At 66.4% G+C, this 19341-nt stretch carries 15 protein-coding genes and 1 tRNA gene; 14 read left to right on the top strand and 2 right to left on the bottom strand.

The genetic code is table 11. The features are described from left to right. The 6 genes from NP3_RS00570 to NP3_RS00545 form a co-directional block, all read left to right on the top strand. Positions 1-1021: ATP-binding cassette domain-containing protein (locus tag NP3_RS00570; RefSeq protein ID WP_157123971.1), on the top strand; the 1021-nt coding region annotated here is incomplete at its 5' end. A 210-nt stretch (positions 1022-1231) separates the two neighbouring features. Next, entirely contained in the window at positions 1232-1957 is a 726-nt protein-coding gene (locus tag NP3_RS00565) for a lytic transglycosylase domain-containing protein (protein WP_063036641.1), read from the top strand. A gap of 156 nt (positions 1958-2113) precedes the next feature. Next, the gene (eno, locus tag NP3_RS00560; protein WP_040690840.1) at positions 2114-3400 is read left to right on the top strand and encodes a phosphopyruvate hydratase; all 1287 of its coding nucleotides are present in this window, start codon (positions 2114-2116) and stop codon (positions 3398-3400) included. A 17-nt stretch (positions 3401-3417) separates the two neighbouring features. Beyond that, a complete protein-coding gene (locus NP3_RS00555; RefSeq protein WP_063036639.1) occupies positions 3418-4065 on the top strand; it encodes an FtsB family cell division protein in 648 nt (215 codons plus the stop codon). After that, complete coding sequence (locus tag NP3_RS00550) at positions 4062-4592, top strand: DUF501 domain-containing protein (RefSeq protein WP_063036637.1); 531 nt, start codon at positions 4062-4064, stop codon at positions 4590-4592. Before NP3_RS00555 ends, NP3_RS00550 begins: the two co-directional genes overlap by 4 nt. Before the next feature lie 161 nt (positions 4593-4753). After that, entirely contained in the window at positions 4754-5701 is a 948-nt protein-coding gene (locus NP3_RS00545; RefSeq protein WP_063036635.1) for a Ppx/GppA phosphatase family protein, read from the top strand. 7 nt (positions 5702-5708) lie between these two features. Here NP3_RS00545 and NP3_RS00540 read toward each other — a convergent pair whose 3' ends face one another. Next, entirely contained in the window at positions 5709-6521 is an 813-nt protein-coding gene (locus NP3_RS00540) for a neutral zinc metallopeptidase (protein ID WP_063036633.1), read from the bottom strand. A gap of 295 nt (positions 6522-6816) precedes the next feature. Here NP3_RS00540 and NP3_RS00535 point away from each other — a divergent pair, with 295 nt between their 5' ends. The 5 genes from NP3_RS00535 (at position 6817) to NP3_RS00515 (ending at position 12244) form a co-directional block, all read left to right on the top strand. Continuing rightward, entirely contained in the window at positions 6817-8283 is a 1467-nt protein-coding gene (locus NP3_RS00535) for a peptide MFS transporter (RefSeq protein ID WP_084507948.1), read from the top strand. A gap of 40 nt (positions 8284-8323) precedes the next feature. Beyond that, the gene (locus NP3_RS00530; RefSeq protein ID WP_373864716.1) at positions 8324-9847 is read left to right on the top strand and encodes an amino acid permease; all 1524 of its coding nucleotides are present in this window, start codon (positions 8324-8326) and stop codon (positions 9845-9847) included. 93 nt (positions 9848-9940) lie between these two features. Continuing rightward, positions 9941-10017: transfer RNA gene (locus NP3_RS00525), tRNA-Leu, on the top strand. Positions 10018-10373: 356 nt separating this feature from the next. Beyond that, entirely contained in the window at positions 10374-11159 is a 786-nt protein-coding gene (locus NP3_RS00520; RefSeq protein WP_063036631.1) for a heparan-alpha-glucosaminide N-acetyltransferase domain-containing protein, read from the top strand. Next, positions 11156-12244: a sensor histidine kinase gene (locus tag NP3_RS00515; protein ID WP_063036629.1), complete on the top strand. Its 1089-nt coding sequence runs from the start codon at positions 11156-11158 to the stop codon at positions 12242-12244. The genes NP3_RS00520 and NP3_RS00515 overlap by 4 nt, the downstream gene beginning before the upstream one ends. Positions 12245-12502: 258 nt before the next feature. On the opposite strand, the gene NP3_RS00510 is transcribed toward NP3_RS00515, so the two are convergent. After that, entirely contained in the window at positions 12503-13501 is a 999-nt protein-coding gene (locus NP3_RS00510) for an SDR family NAD(P)-dependent oxidoreductase (RefSeq protein ID WP_063036627.1), read from the bottom strand. Positions 13502-13776: 275 nt separating this feature from the next. On the opposite strand from NP3_RS00510, the gene NP3_RS00505 reads away from it, so the two are divergent. The 3 genes from NP3_RS00505 to NP3_RS00495 form a co-directional block, all read left to right on the top strand. Then, positions 13777-14355 carry a TetR/AcrR family transcriptional regulator gene (locus NP3_RS00505; protein WP_169814419.1) on the top strand — a complete coding sequence of 193 codons (579 nt, stop codon included), beginning with the start codon at positions 13777-13779 and terminating at the stop codon, positions 14353-14355. A gap of 358 nt (positions 14356-14713) precedes the next feature. Continuing rightward, positions 14714-15034 (top strand): hypothetical protein, encoded by a 321-nt coding sequence (locus NP3_RS00500; protein WP_157123968.1) that lies wholly within the window; start codon positions 14714-14716, stop codon positions 15032-15034. Between the two features lie 34 nt (positions 15035-15068). After that, on the top strand, positions 15069-19341 hold a 4273-nt coding region (locus tag NP3_RS00495; RefSeq protein ID WP_157123965.1), incomplete at its 3' end, for a non-ribosomal peptide synthetase.

Below are 19341 nucleotides of genomic sequence, written 5' to 3'. Positions count from 1 at the left end.
AATCTTGCTGTCCGGGCACGACACCGCGACTATTCATGCGATCGCCGATGACGTGGTCGAGTTGGGTGCGGTGCATACCGGTGTAATCGGCCGCACACCTCTGCGGACTCGTTCGGGTATGTCGAGCTCACCGCAATCGAATGGGGGTCCCGCGTCGATCGTGCGAGTGGCGATGGCTCCGGAGATGCCATTCGGCCGAGAGACCGATAGCGGGGACTCGGCTCTGCGGCCCAGTGAAGGACAGGGTGCGGTAGCTGTGCGCTCGCGGACCGTCGAGTTGGTTGCGGAACCCGTTCTGCGCGGTCAGGACATCGCGGCCTCGATCGACGGGCACGAGGTATTGGCGGATATCGATTTCGTGCTGCCGGGCGGCGCGGCACTGGCCGTCGTCGGGGCGTCAGGAGCTGGAAAGACCACGCTCGCGCGGGTTGTCGCCGGTCTGCACCGGGCAGCGACCGGATCGCTGGAACTGCGAAGTGAGTCGATCCCGATCGGCCCCCGTCGACGAGATCGCAATGGCCGCAATGGTATTCAGCTGGTCACGCAGAACCCGCTGTCCGCGCTCAATCCCCGTCGCACCGTCGCCCAGACGCTCGGCCGCCCGCTGCGCCGAATCGGCGGTGTACCGAAACGACTACTGGCGCAGCGCATTACCGACTTACTCGACTCGGTCGAACTCGCACCGGAGCTCGCCATCCGCTACCCGCACGAACTCTCCGGCGGCCAACGCCAGCGGGTGGCGCTCGCCAGAGCGTTAGCGGCCGAACCAGCCGTGCTGGTCTGCGACGAGATCACCTCGGCCCTCGACCACGACACCGCCGTCTCGATCATGACCCTGCTGGACCGCATCCGCGCCGAACACGACACCGGCCTGCTCGTCATCACCCACGACATGACGCTGGTCACCGGACACTGCTCCCACCTCGTCGTGCTCGACCACGGCCGCATTGTCGAATCCGGCTCGGCGACAGCGGTCCTCACCGCCCCGGCGCACACCGCGACCCGCGAACTCCTCGGCTAGGTGTTGCCCGCGCACAGCTTGTGCGCCATGCACGGTAGTTCTGCGAGGACGAATCGGCTGCTGCGTTATCGGCGATCTGCTCGGTAATCTCGGATGACGGAGCGCGTGACCACCGGGCATGCGGGGTCTGCAGGGGAGGGGTACATGGCGCTGGTCTTGCCGCGACGCGTGCATCGCGGGGATGGTCGTTCGTATCCGGATGATGGAGGAATGCTCGCGAAGCTGATCGGCGTGTTGGTCGCCGCAATGGCGATCCTCGTACTTGCCGGTTGCGGCGCCGAACGCAATCTTCCGCCCATTCCCGAGGGCATCCCACCCGGTCCCGGTACGCCGCTGCCGCTGATCGATCTGGATGCGCCCGGCCGCACCGCCGCGCAGTTACGCGACTGGGCCGACGAGCAATCCGGCAAACTCGGCATTCCAAGTGTTTCGCTGGAGGCGTACGGCTATGCCGCGGCGATCATGGGCCGGTCCCGGCCGGACTGCGGGATCGCCTGGACCACCATCGCGGGGATCGCCAGTGTGGAGAGCAAGCACGGCACCCATCGCGGTTCGGAGGTCGATGCGGACGGCACGGTGCGCCCGCCGATCATCGGCATCCCACTGGACGGTGCGCCGGGTGTGGCGCTGGTCAAGGACAGCGACGGCGGCAAGCTCGACGGCGACCCGGAGTTCGACAGGGCGCTGGGCCCACTGCAATTCATTCCGGAGACCTGGAAGCGCTGGGGTGTCGACGCGAATGGCGACGGCGTCGCCGATCCGCAGAATATCGATGACGCCGCCCTCACGGCGGCCCGCTATCTGTGCGCGAGCGGCGGCGATCTGACCTCCGAGCGCGGCTGGCAGCAGGCTCTGCTGACCTACAACCAGTCGAATGCCTATCTATTGACCGTCCGCGATCGCGCCGCCGCGTACAGCGTCGGGCGCCGCGCATGAGCACCACTTGGGGGAACAACGGGTGCTGATCGCGACAGTGCGAAGCGATTCGTCGGAGTGCCGGTTACTGCGCAATGCGCGAGGACGCTAGGCTCGCAAGCGCACGGCCCTTCCCGTCAGACCTACCGTGCCAACAGCCGAAGGAGTGTCGTTTTCGTGGCCATCATCGAACAGGTCGGAGCTCGCGAGATCCTGGATTCCCGCGGAAACCCCACTGTCGAGGTCGAGATCGCTCTCGACGACGGCACCCTGACCCGGGCTGCCGTGCCCTCCGGTGCCTCCACTGGTGAGCACGAGGCCGTCGAACTGCGCGACGGCGGCGAGCGCTACGGCGGCAAGGGTGTGCAGAAAGCCGTCGAGGGTGTGCTCGACGAGATCGCGCCCGCCGTCATCGGCCTGGACGCGGTCGAGCAGCGCACGGTCGACCAGGTCCTGCTGGATCTGGACGGCACCCCGGACAAGTCCCGCCTCGGCGCGAACGCCCTGCTCGGCGTCTCGCTCGCGGTGGCCCGCGCCGCCGCCGAATCCTCGGGCCTCGAGCTGTTCCGCTACCTGGGTGGCCCGAACGCGCACGTGCTCCCGGTGCCGATGATGAACATCCTCAACGGTGGCGCGCACGCCGACAGCGGCGTCGACGTCCAGGAGTTCATGGTCGCCCCGATCGGCGCGACCACCTTCAAGGAGTCGCTGCGCTGGGGCGCCGAGGTGTATCACGCGCTCAAGTCGGTGCTGAAGTCCAAGGGGCTGTCCACCGGTCTCGGTGACGAGGGTGGTTTCGCGCCGTCCGTCGCGGGCACCAAGGAAGCGCTCGACCTGATCGGCGTCGCGATCGCGAAGACCGGCCTGAAGCTGGGCACCGATGTCGCGCTCGCGCTCGATGTCGCGGCCACCGAGTTCTACACCGCGGGCAGCGGTTACAAGTTCGAGGGCAGCGTCCGCTCGGCCGCCGACATGGCACAGTTCTACGCCGAACTGCTCACCGCCTACCCGCTGGTCTCCATCGAGGACCCGCTGTCGGAGGACGACTGGGACGGCTGGGTCGCGCTGACCGATCAGATCGGCGACAAGGTGCAGCTGGTCGGCGACGACCTGTTCGTCACCAACCCGGAGCGCCTGGAGGAGGGCATCACCAAGGGCGCGGCCAACGCGCTGCTGGTGAAGGTCAACCAGATCGGCACGCTCACCGAGACTTTGGATGCCGTCGAGCTCGCGCACCGCAACGGCTACAAGACGATGATGAGCCACCGCTCCGGCGAGACCGAGGACACCACCATCGCCGACCTGGCCGTCGCGGTCGGCAGCGGTCAGATCAAGACCGGCGCCCCGGCGCGCAGCGAGCGTGTCGCCAAGTACAACCAGCTGCTGCGCATCGAGGATGCGCTCGGCGATTCCGCCCGGTACGCGGGTGACGTCGCGTTCCCGCGGTTCGCGTTCGAAGGCTAGTCAGCTAAGGGACCGGTATGACAGAGCGACGTGCGCGTGGATCCAGTCCGGCCGGACGCGGGAACCGCCGCACGTCGCGCTCTGCCAGATCGCGCCCGGCCGCCGAATCACCGGCGGCCGCACCCAAGCGGACGACCCGCAGACGGTCCGAATCCGCCGACAAGGCCAAGCCACAGAAGATCGGCCTGCGCTCCGGCGGGCACGAGGACAAGCACGATCGCACCATTCTCGGCCTGTCCACCGGCAAGGCGGTCATCCTGGCCATCGTCGTGTGCGCGCTCGCACTGACGCTGGCCGTGCCGCTGCGCACCTATTTCACCCAGCGCACGGAGGCCGCGCACCTGGCGCAGGAGCGCATCGAACTCGAGGCCGATCTCGCAAAATTGCGGGATCGCCGTGCGCAGCAACAGGATCCGGCCTACGTGCGCTCCGAGGCCAGGGACCGGTTGCGGCTGGTCATGCCGGGTGAGACGCCGTATATCGTCCAGGTGCCGGGTATCGAAGCGCCCGCGCCGCCCGCCGCACCGACCCAGTCGAAGGCACCCGAGCCCTGGTACACCGACCTGTGGCGCAGTATTTCGCAACCGCAGCAGGCCCCGGCGCCCGTGGCCGCACCGGCCGGACCGCCCGCCGCGCCGCAGCCAGCACCGGAAGGACCCAGGTGACCGCACCGAACGACCGCGATCTCGAGATCATCGCCAAGCAGCTCGGACGCGAACCGCGCGGCGTACTCGCCGTCGCCTATCGCACCCCGGACGGGCTGCCCGCGGTGGTCAAGACCGCGCCGCGGCTGCCCGACGGCACTCCCTTCCCGACCCTCTACTACCTGACCGATCCCCGCCTCACCGCAGAGGCGAGCAGGCAGGAATCCGCGGGCGTCATGCGGGAAATGACCGAACGCCTCGCCACCGACCCGGAATTGGCCGCCGCCTACCGCGCCGCCCACGAGAGTTACCTGGCCGAGCGCGATGAAATCGAATCGCTCGGTACCGATTTCACCGGCGGCGGCATGCCCGAACGAGTGAAATGCCTGCACGTCCTGATCGCCCACGCCCTCGCCAAGGGCCCGGGCGTCAACCCCTTCGGCGACGAAGCAGTCGCCATGGCCGCCGACCACGGCCTCCGCGGCACCGCAATCCCCGCCGACTGGCCGAAATACGAGCCGCCACACACCCCGGCCGACGGGCGATGACGTGCGCGCGGCGCTTGAACTGACCACGGGCGCTGGAAAGAATGTGCGCGCTGCGATGAGCGCACGCGCCGAGGCGGGCGGCGCATGAACTTGGATGACTGGACGCGCCGTTGCGCGCGAGTGGGAAATTGGCCGGGGTTGACTATGAGCGGAGCTGAGCAATGAGCGATCGGGTAGCGGCGGTTGATTGCGGGACGAATTCGATTCGACTATTGATCGCCGAGGTGCTCGGCGATGGGCGGTTGGCGGATGTGCACCGGGAGATGCGCATTGTGCGGCTGGGGCAGGGGGTGGATGCGACCGGGGCGCTTGCGCCGGAGGCGATCGAGCGCACCAGGGTGGCGCTCGCCGATTATGCCGCGCTGATGCGGGAGGCAGGGGTCGGTCGGGTGCGGATGGTCGCGACCTCCGCTACGCGCGATGCAGCCAACCGCGAGGACTTCTTCGCCATGGCCCGTGCCGAACTCGGCACCGTGGTGGCGGGTGCGGAGGCCGAGGTGATCACCGGTGACGAGGAGGCGCGGTTGTCCTTCACCGGCGCGGTCGGCGAATTGGCCAGCGAGGCAGGGCCTTTCGTTGTCGTCGATCTCGGCGGCGGTTCTACTGAACTCGTTGTCGGCGACAGCGATGGTGTCCGTGCCGCATTCTCCGCCGACATCGGCTGCGTCCGCATTACCGAGCGATGCCTGCCGGGCAACCCACCGACCGCCGAGCAGGTCGCCGCCGCACGGGAATTCGCCACCGAACGACTGGATGAGGCCTTCGCCAAGGTCCCCGTCGACGGCGCGCACACCTGGGTCGGCGTCGCGGGCACCATGACCACGATCGCCGCCGTAGCCCTCGATCTGCCCGAATACGATTCGGAGCGAGTCCATCTCACCAGCCTCACCCTGGACCAGGTGCGCGAGGTCTGCGATCGCCTGATCGGCATGAACCACGACGAGCGCGCCGCCCTCGGCCCCATACATCCCGGCCGCGTCGATGTGATCGGCGGCGGCGCCGTCATCACCGAGGTGCTCGCCTACGAACTGTCCCGCCGCGCCGACATTTCCGCCCTCATCGTCAGCGAACACGACATCCTCGACGGCATCGCCCTGTCCATCGCCTGAGGCTGGGTCACTCCACGTCGTCGAGCGCGGCAGCCCAGGTATTGCACGATGACGTCGAAGCGCCGCGATAACCGGATTCGACCCAGCGTCGGCTGTTCACGCCGGTCCCGTGGGTCGGATCCTCCTCGGTATCGGATTGGATATCGATCAAATCCACGGCCTCGGCCGGGGTCAGCATGCCGCCCGCCTGAGCAGCCGCCAGCATCACACCCGCCAGGCACTGGGCCTGCAGTTCGATGCGTCGGCTGAGTTCCAGGCCGAGCGGTGACTTCTCGCCCGCGGTATCGATATTCCGATCGGCACTGCGCAGGATGCCGGTGGAGGACTGCAGGTGGTGGCCGTATTCGTGCATCACCACGAACATCAGGTATTGCCCGAGTTGTGAACCCCAACCCCGATGGATGGGATCGTCGGTCGGCCAGTACACAGTGCCGCCGCAGTAGAACGCGGGATCGGTGGACTGGACCTGCTTCGAGCAGCCGGTCGTCACGTTGTCGATCACCACGAGTTGCAGCGGCGCGAGGCCCATACCCGCGGCACGCAGGGCCGGATCCCAGGCCTTCGTCAAGCAGTCCAGCTCGGTCTGCACGAATTGCCGCTGGCCCGCCGCGCTCATCTCGATCGACGGCAGTTGACACCGCAGCGTGGGCAAACGCAGCTCGGCGTGCAGCGTATTGGCCGTCAGCGGGGGTTCCGGCAGTGCGCCGACGACGGGCTCGGCGTCCACCGCGGATACCGACGCGCACCCGGTGCCGAGCAGCGACAGCAGCGCGCCGATCACGGCGAGCAGCAGCGCCGCATGGGCGCTCGAGCGCTTCATCAGGTTCCCCCGTCCAGCCAACAAACGAGGTTTCCCCGTCCAGCGAGGCGAACTTTACCGGGAAATTCTCCGGTTTTCTCGTCGAGTGCTGTGGGTCACCGAGTGCGGTCGACGAATATTCGACGTTGCCTCGGATTCGCTGAGTAGGTGCACTGAACCGGTACTTCCAAGATGGACGTACCGGTTGGCGGATTGCTCCGGCGGCAGTTCTGGCATGTCCGGCGATATCGGCCGTGAGCAGGGAACCTTTGTTCAGGATGCCGGAAATTCCCTACCCATATGGGAGGGTCTGAGCATGTCCGACGCAGCAATGGCGGAGCAACCGGTTCGGGAGCGGACGCTGTTCGGCCATCCCATCGGGTTGGCGAATCTCTTCGGAGTCGAACTCTGGGAGCGCTTCTCGTTCTACGGAATGCTCACCATCCTCGGGTACTACCTGTACTACTCGACAACCGAGGGCGGACTCGGTCTATCGCAGAGCACCGGTGTCGGGATCGTCGGCGCGTACGGCGGGCTGGTGTATCTGTCCACGGTGCTCGGCGGGTGGATCGCCGACCGGTTGATCGGCATGGAGCGCACCGTCTTCTACGGCGGCATCGTGGTGATGGCCGGGCATACCGCGCTGGCGCTTCTGCCCGGGATGAGCGGTGTCGGAGTCGGGCTGGTGCTGGTCGCGCTCGGCAGCGGCGGACTGAAGGCCAATGCGTCCTCACTGCTGGGCACCCTCTATCGGCCCGGTGATCCACGGTTCGACGGCGGCTTCACGCTGTTCTATCTGGGCATCAACCTCGGTGCGTTCGTCGGTCCGCTGCTCACCGGTCTGCTGCAACGGAATTGGGGCTTTCACTACGGTTTCGGTGCGGCCGCGGTCGGCATGGCGCTGGGGCTGACGCAGTACGTGGTGTTCCGGCGCAACCTCGGCACCGCGGGCAGGCATGTGCCCAACCCGTTGCCGCGCAACGCCGCCGGGCCGATCCTCGGCATCGTGGCCGGTACGGCCATCGTGATCGCGCTGGCATTGATCACCGGGCTGGTCAACCTGGACAACCTCTCCGAGGTCACCACCGGCGTCATCATCGCGGCCTCGCTCGCCTATTTCGTACTCATGCTGACCAGCGCCAAGGTGACGCCTGTCGAGCGCAGCCGGGTCCGCGCCTTCATTCCGCTGTTCATCGCGAATGCGGTCTTCTGGTCGCTGTTCCAGCAGATCTTCACGGTCCTCGCGGTGTACTCCGATGAGCGGATGAAGTGGACCATCTTCGGCTGGACCGCGCCGTCGAACTGGATCGGTTCGGTCGAGCCGGTGTGGATCATCTGCCTGTCGCCGCTGTTCGCGCTGATGTGGACCAAGCTGGGCAATCGCGCGCCGAGCACACCGCGCAAATTCGCCCTCGGCGTTATCGGCATGGGGCTGGCGTTCTGGTTGTTCGTGCTGTTCGCGGGGAGTAGCGGCAAATCGGTGCCCGCGCTGGCGGTACTGCTCATCATGGGCGCATTCGCGGTCTCCGAGCTGCTGCTTTCTCCGATCGGCCTCTCGGTCACCACACAGTTGGCGCCCGAGGCGTTCCGGGCCCAGATGATGGCGCTGTACTTCTTCTCCGTTGGCATCGGAACCTCGATGTCCGGTACTTTGGCTCGGTTCTATGACGCGGACCACGAATTCGCGTACTTCGGCATCACCGGAGCAGTAGCGATCTGTGCCGGTCTGATCGTCGCCGCACTCACACCATGGGTGAGCCGACATATGGCCGGTGTGCATTAGAAAAATCAGCGGAGAACCCGTTGACGACAGCAAGGAGACAGTGTTGGCGACCCCAGGAACTCGATGGGGCGGTCTGTTCCGCACCAAATCGGTCGAGCAGTCCATCCGGGACACCGACGAACCCGATTCGAAACTGCGCAAGGATCTGACCGCCTGGGATCTCACTGTCTTCGGTGTCGCGGTGGTCGTCGGTGCGGGCATCTTCACGCTCACCGCGCGGACCGCGGGCAATGTCGCCGGACCCTCGGTTTCCCTCGCCTTCGTCTTCGCCGCCATCGCCTGCGGGTTGACCGCGCTCTGCTACGCCGAATTCGCCTCGACGGTGCCGGTTGCCGGGAGCGCGTACACGTTCTCCTACGCCACCTTCGGCGAGCTCGTCGCATGGATCATCGGCTGGGATCTGATCCTGGAGTTCGCGCTCGCGGTGTCGGTGGTCGCCAAGGGGTGGTCGCAATACCTCGGTGAGGTGATGGGGTCGCATTCGCCGATCGTGCATCTGGGGCCGATCGACTTCGACTGGGGTGCGGTACTTCTCATCTCGGTTCTGGGTGTGCTGCTGGCGGTCGGCACCAAGGTGTCGTCGCGGGTTTCGGCGGTGGCCGTCGCCATCAAGCTGAGCGTTATCGCGGTGGTGCTCGTTGTCGGCGCCACCTACTTCGACAAGTCCAACCTGACGCCCTATATCCCGCCGTCGCAGTCCGGTGCGGAGGGGGACGGGCTGCACCAGTCGCTGTTCTCCTACTTCACCGGCGCCGGACACAGCACTTTCGGCTGGTACGGCCTGCTCGCCGCGGCCAGCCTGGTGTTCTTCGCGTTCATCGGTTTCGATGTCGTCGCGACCACGGCGGAGGAGACGAAGAATCCGCAGCGCTCGGTGCCGCGCGGCATTCTCGGCTCGCTGGTGATCGTCACGATTCTCTATGTCGCGGTATCGCTGATCCTCACCGGAATGGTGCCCTACACCGCGCTGTCCGGTGACCGCGCAACGCTGGCAACGGCTTTCGCGCAGCACGGCGCCACCTGGACCAAGAACATCATCTCCATCGGCGCCCTCGCCGGACTCACCACGGTGGTCATGGTGATGTTCCTCGGACAGACCCGCGTGCTGTTCGCCATGTCGCGCGACGGACTGATGCCGCGTCAGCTCGCACACACGGGCAAGAACGGCACTCCGGTTCGGCTGACCATCGTGGTCGGCGTCGTCTGCGCCGTGCTCGCCGGTTTCGTGGACTTCGGCACCCTCGAGGAGATGGTGAATATCGGCACCCTCTTCGCCTTCGTCCTGGTCGCCATCGGCGTCCTCATCCTGCGCCGCACCCGTCCTGACCTCCCGCGCGGCTTCCGTGTGCCCTTGGTACCGCTCATTCCGATCCTCGCCGTACTCGCGTGCCTCTGGCTGATGCTCAACCTCTCGGTCGAAACGTGGCTGCGCTTCCTCGTCTGGATGGCCGTCGGCCTGATCGTCTACTTCGCCTACGGCCGCCGCCACTCCGTCCTGGCCAACGCGCCGGATGCGAATTCCTCCGACGGCACCACACCGGTAGCCGCCCACGACGGCACCTGACCGCACAATGGTTACTCCGGCCACCACCGGAGATGCACTAGCCTGCAGAACAGAATTCCGGTACGGCAGTACGAGTCGGTACGCTGACCGGGCGCCCCTATAGCCCAATTGGCAGAGGCAGCAGACTTAAAATCTGCAAAGTGTCGGTTCGAGTCCGACTGGGGGCACCAGCGAAATCCGGCATTGACGCAGTTCCGGGCGCGTTTCGGTGGTGTCGCACCCAGCAGCCGGATCTCGACGGTCATTGTTTCTTGCCGGGGATCTCGGACATGAATGCCGCCCGCACGAGATGGTCTCATCGCGATGCCGCTGGGCCGCGACCATGCCGACGGTGTGCAGGCCGCGGCATGATGTGCGGCGGCGCGTGTGCAGGAATTGGCCGAGGGAACGGATCTCACGCGGGAGGTTTCCCAGAGGAAGCCCGACCGGCGCGCGAAACCAGCCACTCGGCGGGCCGGTAGCGGCCGGTCGGCCGGTACCGCGCAGGCGTCGTGTTCAGCACCGTTGAAGCATGTGCCGTTCAGCAATGTCTGTTCCGAGGCCACCGACGACCTTCAGCAAATCGGCGAGCATTCACCGTATCGTCGGGATCGATGTGGCGAGGGGTCTGGCGGTGCTGGGCATGTTCGCCGCTCATGTCGGGCCCACGCCGGAATCGGGTGGTGTGGTAGGCGGGTTGATGTACCTGACCCACGGCCGTTCGTCCATCCTGTTCGCCACTCTGGCCGGGGTTTCGCTGGCACTGATCAGCGGCGGCAATCGCAGTACCGCGGGCGAGCCGAAGGGTTCGCAAACGCGCCGGATCATCGCTCGTGGACTGGTCGTTCTGGCGATCGGTGCCACGCTCACCGCGATCGGGACACCGGTGCAAGTGATTCTCGCCTACTACGGTGTCTACTTCCTGCTGGCGATCCCGTTTCTGCGTTTCACCGCTCGCACGAATTTCCTCATCGCCGCGGTGCTCGCGATCGTCGGACCGATCGCGGCCTTCATTACCTCGAATCTGCTGTACGGCACGTCGGTGCTGGAAACGATCGACCGGTTCGATCCGCTCGACCGCTACAGCGGTGAAGGCATCACCAAGATCGTGCTGACCGGCAACTATCCGGCCGCGGCGTGGATGCCGTTGATCATCGCCGGTATCGGTCTGGGCAGGCTGGATCTGACCAGCACGATGGTCAGGCGGCAGCTCGTCGCGGCGGGTGCGGGTCTGGCTGTGCTCGGCTACGGCACCGCGTGGGTCCTCGGGCGGATCCCCGGCCTCGCCCTGATCGCACAGCGGGCCGGTCTGCTCGCCCAGCGCAGGCAATGACGCCGCGTCGGCCGCTGCCGCGGTGGGTGATCGACGTCGGGCTGGTGGTCTTGGCGGCGGCCGATGCGTTGGTGGACACCGACCTTCGCTGGCCCGTCTCGCTGTTCGCCGGAATCGCATGTGCCGCCGTGCTTTTCCGGCGACGCTGGCCGCTGGCGGTGTTCGTGTCGGTACTGCCGACGATGCTGTTGACCGACATGGTGGTCGCGCCGACCGTCGCGCTGTACACCCTGGCCGTGAAGACCGGCAATCGGGTCCTGCTCGCCGCGTGTGTGGTGGCGGGCGCGCTGGCCGCCGCTTTTCCATGGCCACCGCATTTCACCACCACTCCCTACTTGGTGGTGAATCTCGCATACGTGACCGCGTGGGTCGCGGCCCCGGTGCTGCTCGGTCAACTGACCCGGGCACGCAATGAGCTCGCGGGGCGGCTGGTGGAGATCGAAGAGGCGCACGACCACGAACGCAGGCTGCACGCCCAAGCCGTGCTGGCCCGCGAACGCGCCCAGATCGGCCGCGAAATGCACGATGTGGTCTCCCATCAGGTCAGCCTGATCGCCGTGCGCGCCGGCGCACTGATGGTCGCCGCGCCGGACGCCGAGACCCGCGACGCGGCCCACACCATCCGCGCGCTGAGCGTCGATACTCTCGACGAACTACGGCACCTGGTCACACTGCTGCGCGTATCCGGTGGCCGCGGCACCGACCTGACTCCGCAGCCGACGCTGGCGGATCTGCACACGCTGATCGCGTCCAGTGGCATACCCGTCGACGTCACCGGTGCGCTGCCACCTGACATCACCGGTGCGACGCAGCGCGCGGTTTACCGGACTGTGCAGGAAGCATTGACCAACGTGCGCAAGCACGCGCCCGGCGCCACCGCTACCGTCGAATTGTATTCGAGCGCAGACGAATTCGGTGTGGCCATCACCAATACCCCGGCTACCCGCACCGCGGTCCCACTGCCCGGGTCCGGTCACGGGTTGATCGGCTTGGCCGAGCGCGCCGAACTGCTCGACGGGCGAATGCTTTCCGGGCATACCAGTGACGGCGGCTTCCGCGTCGAACTGCGCCTGCCGCGCCGCTGAGTTCCCGCCGTCCGGCGGGCGCGAGCAGCCACCCGACGGATTCCGCGGCCACGCTGATTCTCGAACAATGGAATACGTCGAACCGCCCCGGGCGAGCTCACCGGCAGAGCGCCACTCGCTGCTGCCCCAGCGCTGCTCACTCCTGGTGACTACTCGGGAAAGGGACGACCGGAACCGGCCGCGCGGACCGGCCGGGCGCGAGTACCCGCGGACCCCCTCGCCGCGGGTACTCGCCCATCCGACAACCACCGGACAGCACTACTGGACCGACCAGCCGCCGTCGGAGGCGAGGATCTGGCCGTTGATGTTCTCGCTGTCGTCGCTGAGCAGCCAGGTGATCGAGGAGGCGAGTGTCTCCGCGGTGGTGACCGGAGGTATCAGTGCGTTGAAGGCGCTGAGTCGCTGCTGCGCGAAGGCCGACTCGAACCCGCCGGTAATCCCGGTCGCGGTGGGGCCGGGGGCGACGGCGTTGACGCGGATGCCGTTGGGGCCGTAGAGGAATGCGGCGCTCTTGGTGATGCCGACGACGGCGTGCTTGGAGGCCGTGTAGGCGGTTCCGGCGGCATTGCCGCGCAACGAAGCTTCGGATGCCACATTGACCACCGCGCCCCGTCCGGCGGCCAGGAATTTCGGGATGACGGCGCGGCAGAGCTTGAACGTGCCGGTGACGTTGACTGCGAAGACGCGGTCCCACACGTCATTGTCGATTTCGTGCAGCGGCCGCATGCCATCCATGACACCGGCGATATTGGCCAGTCCGTCGATCGCGTCACCGGCGGAGTCCATGATGCGTTCGATGCCGTCGTCGCTGGTGATGTCAGTGCCGACGGGCACGACGGTGTCGGCCGGTGATGCTGTCACGAGGGATTCGAGAGCGTCCGCGGCGATATCGACGGCGATTACTCGGCCGCCTTCGGTGATGATCCGCTCGGCTGTCGCTTTGCCGATGCCGGAGGCCGCGCCGGTGACGATGATTGTGCGACCCGCGAACCGGGCGGCTGGGGCGAGCTGTTCGGCCTCGGCGGGCATGACGCCGCCGTTGGCCTTGGCGACGAGGCCATCGATGTAGTCCTGGCTCAATCGCCCCTGGCTCATGGTGACGAGGGCGTTCAGCGGAAGGTTGCGGACCTTCTCGAGGGCGCTCTCGTTCTGGCCGATGGTCGTGAGCAGTTCCGCGACGATCGCGTTTCCCACCGGATCGCCGATCCAGCGCCCGATCGTGTCTTTGCCGGTCAAAGGCTTGTCGTTGGCGGACATGTGACTCCTCGTTTCTTATCGACAACATCTGCGTGGCGGTTCGGACATGCCGATTCCAGGTCTGTGCGCTGTGCGCTGTGCGGCCGGAGCAGTCGCGACGGAAGGCAGGTGGAGGCGCCTTCGGGCAAGGGTTGTGCGCTGCTTGTATTGACCGTTCAGCAATTATGTTACCGCAGTCTCATAATAGAGGTAGGCGTGCACCCCGGACGCGAGGCCGACGGTCGAATCGATCAGCGGAACATGCGGCTCATGGAACAATCGGCATGGTGGTTTCGATGACAGAGGGAGCGGCACGGGCGGGTCGTCCGGTGAATCTGCGGCTTCGATCGGCGGTGCTGGCCGCTACCGCTGAACTACTCGTCGAACACGGCTACGACTCGGTCACGATGGAGGCCATCGCCGCGCGGGCGGGCGCGGCCAAGCAGACGCTGTACCGGGTGTGGGGCTCCAAGGCCGAAGTCGTGGCCGACGCGGTCTTGCAGGGCGCCTTCGTGATGACCGCCAGTCCGGTGCCGAATACGGGTGATCTGCGCCGGGATCTCGCCGCGTGGCTCGACGGTATCGCCGACTACCTGCGGCAGCCCGGCATCGGCTCGGTCGTTCGCGCGCTGGCCACGGCATCGACCGCCGCCCCGCACCAAAGCGACGCATTCGATCGCATCCTTACCGAGCCGGTGAATAAGCTGATCATCGAACGTCTGCACGCCGCGCAGAGCGCTGGTGATCTGGCTGTGCGCGTATCGACGGGGACGATCGTCGATCTCATCGTGGGCTACCTCACCCTTGCCTCGATCGGACGAGCGCCCCTCGATGAAAAACGCATTCGCGAACTCGTTGCGGTGCTCATACCCTGAATTCACGGCGAACCCGACAATGCATTCGCCATAGGATACGGCGGGAGGAACGCTTTGCTCACAAATGCGGCAAATCGGTCTGGGTATCGGATGGTAACGGCGAATCGCCGCATTATGCAGGGGGCGAGTTGCCTGATGATTGCTCGACCACATGTGTGTGTTCGGTTGAAGGAATCCGTATCCGGGAATTAGGTCGATCCGGATGCAATCGGTTGACGTGTCCGTTGCGAATCCCTGAGGACAGTTGATTTCGAGTAGAGGTGTCCGGTATGTCCACAGTCGGTATATCGGTGGTTCGGGGGGTTGTTCCGGCGGCGGGGCCGCCGGGGATTGTTTTGCATTCGGTACGGCGACCGCTGTGCGAGGCGCTGTGATCACCGGTGTCATGGACGGTGTCGCCGACGAGTCGGGTAACGATGCCAGAGGCGGCGACGATGCCATCGAGTACCGGACAGTATCCGAGCGGCGGGCGATCGTGTCGCCGCCGACGGTGGTGAAGAGGGCATCATCGTCGCAGGTCTCGGATCGTTTGGCGCTGGCTGCGCTGGCCAGGGAGGAACGCGGACTCGACATAATCGAGACTGCGCGCGTGTTGGAGATCGTGTACGGCCAGACCTTGTTCGTGCTCGTCGGTCCGGCGCGCGACACCGTATCGGCAGCCGGTGCTCGCGCTTATTGAGTTCCTGAAATGAACGATATAAGCGGAGGTCGAAATGGACCAGTCGAAGAGTGGTATGGATGGCAGTCCGAACCGGTCCGAATCGTTGCGAACCGGCTCATTCCGCTCTTCCGGAAACCCGGATTCGGGTAACGGTTCCGGCACGATTTCCAGCGGTGATGGATACGCGCCACCATCGCCGTCCGGCGTTCTTCCGCTGACCGCGGCGCAGCGGGGAATATGGTTTGCCCAGCATCTAGCGGAATCATCGCCGATATCTGTGGCCCAATACGTCGAGATCGCGGGCGAGTTGGACGTGGAATTGCTTGCCGAGGCATGTAGAACCGCCAGTCGCGAGTTCGGATCCGGACATATGCGCCTGCTCGAGGTCGACGCAGAGCCATGTCAGTTCGTCGACGAGGAACATGGAGCACAGGTGTCGTTCATGGACTTGCGGCGGCACTCCGATCCGGTTGCGGCTGCGCACCGAATTATGGTTCGAGACTATTCCGCGCCGCTGGACTTGTTGCACGACGACCTCATGACGAGCATTGTGTTCCAGGTCGGCGCGGACCACTTCCTGTGGTATCAGCGCGCGCACCATATCGCGCTCGACGGATTTGCCGCGGTGACGATGCTGCACCGGATAACCGAGTTGTACAACGCTTGGGTGAAGTTCGAGGAAGCGGCTCCCTGCGCGGCGCAGGACCTGGGGGCCGTCGTCGAGCAGGATCTGGCGTACCGGGGCTCGGAACGTCTCGACAACGACCGCGGATACTGGCTGGAGCACTTGGCAGGCGCGCCGCCCGTCGTCAGCCTGGCCGGTCGCGTGGGTAAGCCCACCATTCATCCGGCGCTGGTCAGCGCGGAGCTGCCGGATGCCACCGCACAGCTGCTGGAAAGCGTCGCGATCGAACACGGTCCGAGCGCGACTCCGACCATCGTCGCGGCGTTCGCCGCGTATCTCGCGCGGATGACCGGAAGCGATGAAGTACTGCTGAGCCTGCCGGTCTCGGGTCGGCACTCTGCCGTGCTGCGACGTTCCGGGGGGATGGTGGCGAATGTGGTCCCGCTGCGAGTGCAGGTCGCGGGCCGCACGGTCGGTGAACTGGTCGCCGCTGTGCTGGGTGAGCTGACGAGTGCTCTTCGGCGGCAGCGCTACCGCCAAGAGGACATATTCCACGATATGGGGATTGCGCGCGACGAGGCGGCATCCTTCGGACCGGCCGTGAACCTCATGATGATCGAGAACGAGGTTGTACTGGGCGATACGACAGGCCGCCTGCACGTTCTCACCTCGGGCCCTACCGCCGATCTTTTCGTCAATATCTACGCGGGCGCGGGCAAGGGCAGTACACATATCGACTTCCAGGGGAATCCGAATTCCTACAGCCCTGAGGAACTCGCTGGTCACCACCGCCGGTTCCTCATGTTCCTGCACGAGTTCCTCGCCGGGGGAGCGGGATGTCCGGTCAGCAGACTGCCGCTGCTCGAAGCGCGGGAACGATCTGCGCTGCTGCCGGTGCGTGGGCCCAGCGGGGTCGGAACACGGCTGCTTCCGGAGCTGCTGAGCGAGAGCGCGCACCGGAATCGACGTGCGTGCGCGATCGCCTCGGCCGGGCAGACGATGACGTATGGCGAGCTCGACACCAGGTCTTCGCAACTGGCCCGGCATCTCATTGCTCTGGGTTGTGGGCCGGACACGGCGGTCGCGATCATGCTGCGACGCTCGGTCGAATCGGTCGTGGCGACGTGGGCGGTCGCGAAATGCGGAGCCGCGTTCGTCCAGTTGTCCCCCGAGTACCCGCCGAAGCGGATAGCGCATATGGTCGCCGACAGCGGCACAGCGGTGGCGATCACGGTCGATGCCCTGCGCGGGCGGCTCCCGCAGGAGATACACCATGTGGTTCTCGACGACCCAGGGACCAGGTGGGAATCCGACGCCGCGGGCGGCCCGATTTCCGACGAGGACCGTATCCGGCCACTTCGGCCTTCTCATGTCGCCTATATGACGTATACCTCGGGATCCACCGGAACGCCGAAAGGCGTCCAGGTCACCCACACCGGCCTCGCGAATCTCGTTGCCGACCGCGCCGCCACGTACGGCATCGACACGACATCCCGCGTGTCCTATGCCCTCTCACCCAGTTTCGATGCTTCCCTGGAACAGTTTCTGACCTGCTTCGCGAACGGATCGACGCTGGTGATCGTGCCGCCCGAGGTGACCGGCGGTGAGCCGCTCACGCAACTGCTGGCCGACGAGCACGTGACCCATCTGACGCTGACGCCCGCGATGCTGGCGACCGTGGACCCGCGTGCGACGACCGACTTGCGGGTCGTCGTGGTCGGTGGTGACGTGTGTCCACCACACGTCATCGAGCGGTGGACCTCGTTGTCCATGTACAACGAATACGGTCCCACCGAAACCACCGTGACCGCCGTCGGCGCCATGCTGCGCCCCGGCCGCGCGCACACGGTCGGTGGCCCGATCCGTGGCTTCTCGGCGATGGTGCTGGACCGAGCGCTGCAACCGGTGCCCAAGGGCAGCGCGGGCGAGTTGTATCTCGCCGGGCCGGGGTTGGCCCGTGGATACAGCCACCTGTCCGGCGAAACCGCCGCCCGGTTCGTCGCCGATCCGTACGGCGATGTCGGCGAGCGGATGTACCGCACCGGCGACATCGCGCGCTGGACCGGCGACGACGGCGAAATGACGCTGGAAATGCTGGGGCGCAGCGACTTCCAGGTCAAGATCCGCGGATACCGGATCGAACCGGGTGAAATCGACGCCGCGCTCGCCACACATGAGGACGTGGATCTTTGCGTCACGGTGCCGGTGCAGAACAATGCCGGTACGACCGTGCTGGCGTCCTATGTCGTCCCGGTCGGTGGGCGTCGGATCGATCCGCCCGAACTCCAGCGCTTCGCCCGCGATTCGCTGCCGCCGCATCTGGTCCCGGCGGTGATCCTCGCGCTGGACAGCCTCCCGGTGAACGCCTTCGGCAAGGTCGATCGCCGCGCCTTGCCGAAGCCCGAATTCGGGGCCGCGCCGGTCGGCCGGGCCCCGGCCACCGACCGGGAAAAGACCGTAGCGAGGCTGTTCGCCGAGGTGCTCGGCGTGCCTCGGGTCGGGGCAGACGACAGCTTCTTCGCCCTCGGCGGCGACAGCATTCTGTCGATCCGGCTGGTGGCGCGGGCCAAGGCCGAGGGACTGAGTTTCTCCACACAGGACGTGTTCGTGCACAAGACCGTCGCGGGCCTGGCGGCCACGGCGACGGAAGTAGGCGATACTCCGGACCTGGCCGAGTTGCCCGGCGGCGGCGTAGGACCGATGCCGTTGTCGCCGATCATGCGCGCAATGCTCGATCGGGGTCATTACGACCGATTTGCGCAGGCCGCGCTCGTGCAGCTGCCCGAGAGGGTCGATCGAGCGGGTCTCGTGCGCACACTGGGATCCCTGCTCGACCGCCATGACATGCTGCGCGCGGCACTGCGCGGCGGCGATTCGGTTGATCGGTACGTCGAGGTACTCGATCGGGAAGCGGTCGACCCGGACGCCGCGCTCATCGATGTTCGGCTCGATCGACGTGACGCCGCCGAAGTCGACCGGCACCTGCACAAAGCCGCGGATCGCCTGGACCCCGGCAACGGTGTGCTCGTTCAAGCCGTCTGGATTCAGGATCGCAATGGCTCGGGACCCGACCTGATGTGGCTGGTGATCCACCATCTCGCCGTCGACGCGGTGTCGTGGCGCATCATCCTCGCCGACCTCGCGCAGGCCTGGGCGCAGGTTTCGGGCGGCGGCGAACCGCACTTCGGTCCGGTCAGCACCTCGTTCCGGCGATGGGTGCACGGCTTGGTCGAGCGGACGCCAGCCAGGCGCTCGGCGGAGCTCGACCTGTGGAAAGACGTACTCGAGCGCGGCGACCAGCTACTCGGATCGCGCCGTCTGCTCCCGGATCGTGACGTCGAGGCCACCGCGGGCCGGGTACGTCAGCGCATCCCGGCAGCGGTCGCCGAGGCTGTTCTCACCACCATCCCGGACCGCTTTCACTGCAGCGCCAACGATCCGCTGCTGGCGGCCCTGGTACTGGCACTCGGTGAGTGGCGGCGCAGGCGCGGCACGGCGGCGGCCGCCGGAGAGTTGATCTCGCTGGAGGGACACGGCCGTGAGGAGCGGGCCGTACCCGGCGCCGATCTCAGTGCCACCGTGGGCTGGTTCACCACACGCTGTCCGGTCCGGATCGAATGCGGGAGTATCGACCTCGATGATGCGCTGGCCGGCGGCAAGGGTGCGGGACTGGCGATAAAGCTGGTGAAGGAGCAGCTGC

This window comes from Nocardia pseudovaccinii NBRC 100343 (assembly GCF_001613225.1).
GTDB lineage: Bacteria > Actinomycetota > Actinomycetes > Mycobacteriales > Mycobacteriaceae > Nocardia > Nocardia pseudovaccinii.
The sequence above is the reverse complement of the archived record's forward strand: the minus strand, read 5'-3'. Positions and strand labels throughout refer to the sequence as shown.

Coding starts and splice junctions, on each gene's coding strand:
- NP3_RS00565 (WP_063036641.1), top strand. CDS start 1,232: ATGCTCGCGAAGCTGATCGGCGTGTTGGTCGCCGCAATGGCGATCCTC.
- NP3_RS00555 (WP_063036639.1), top strand. CDS start 3,418: ATGACAGAGCGACGTGCGCGTGGATCCAGTCCGGCCGGACGCGGGAAC.
- NP3_RS00545 (WP_063036635.1), top strand. CDS start 4,754: ATGAGCGATCGGGTAGCGGCGGTTGATTGCGGGACGAATTCGATTCGA.
- NP3_RS00540 (WP_063036633.1), bottom strand. CDS start 6,521: ATGAAGCGCTCGAGCGCCCATGCGGCGCTGCTGCTCGCCGTGATCGGC.
- NP3_RS00535 (WP_084507948.1), top strand. CDS start 6,817: ATGTCCGACGCAGCAATGGCGGAGCAACCGGTTCGGGAGCGGACGCTG.
- NP3_RS00520 (WP_063036631.1), top strand. CDS start 10,374: ATGTCTGTTCCGAGGCCACCGACGACCTTCAGCAAATCGGCGAGCATT.
- NP3_RS00515 (WP_063036629.1), top strand. CDS start 11,156: ATGACGCCGCGTCGGCCGCTGCCGCGGTGGGTGATCGACGTCGGGCTG.
- NP3_RS00510 (WP_063036627.1), bottom strand. CDS start 13,501: ATGTCCGCCAACGACAAGCCTTTGACCGGCAAAGACACGATCGGGCGC.
- NP3_RS00505 (WP_169814419.1), top strand. CDS start 13,777: ATGACAGAGGGAGCGGCACGGGCGGGTCGTCCGGTGAATCTGCGGCTT.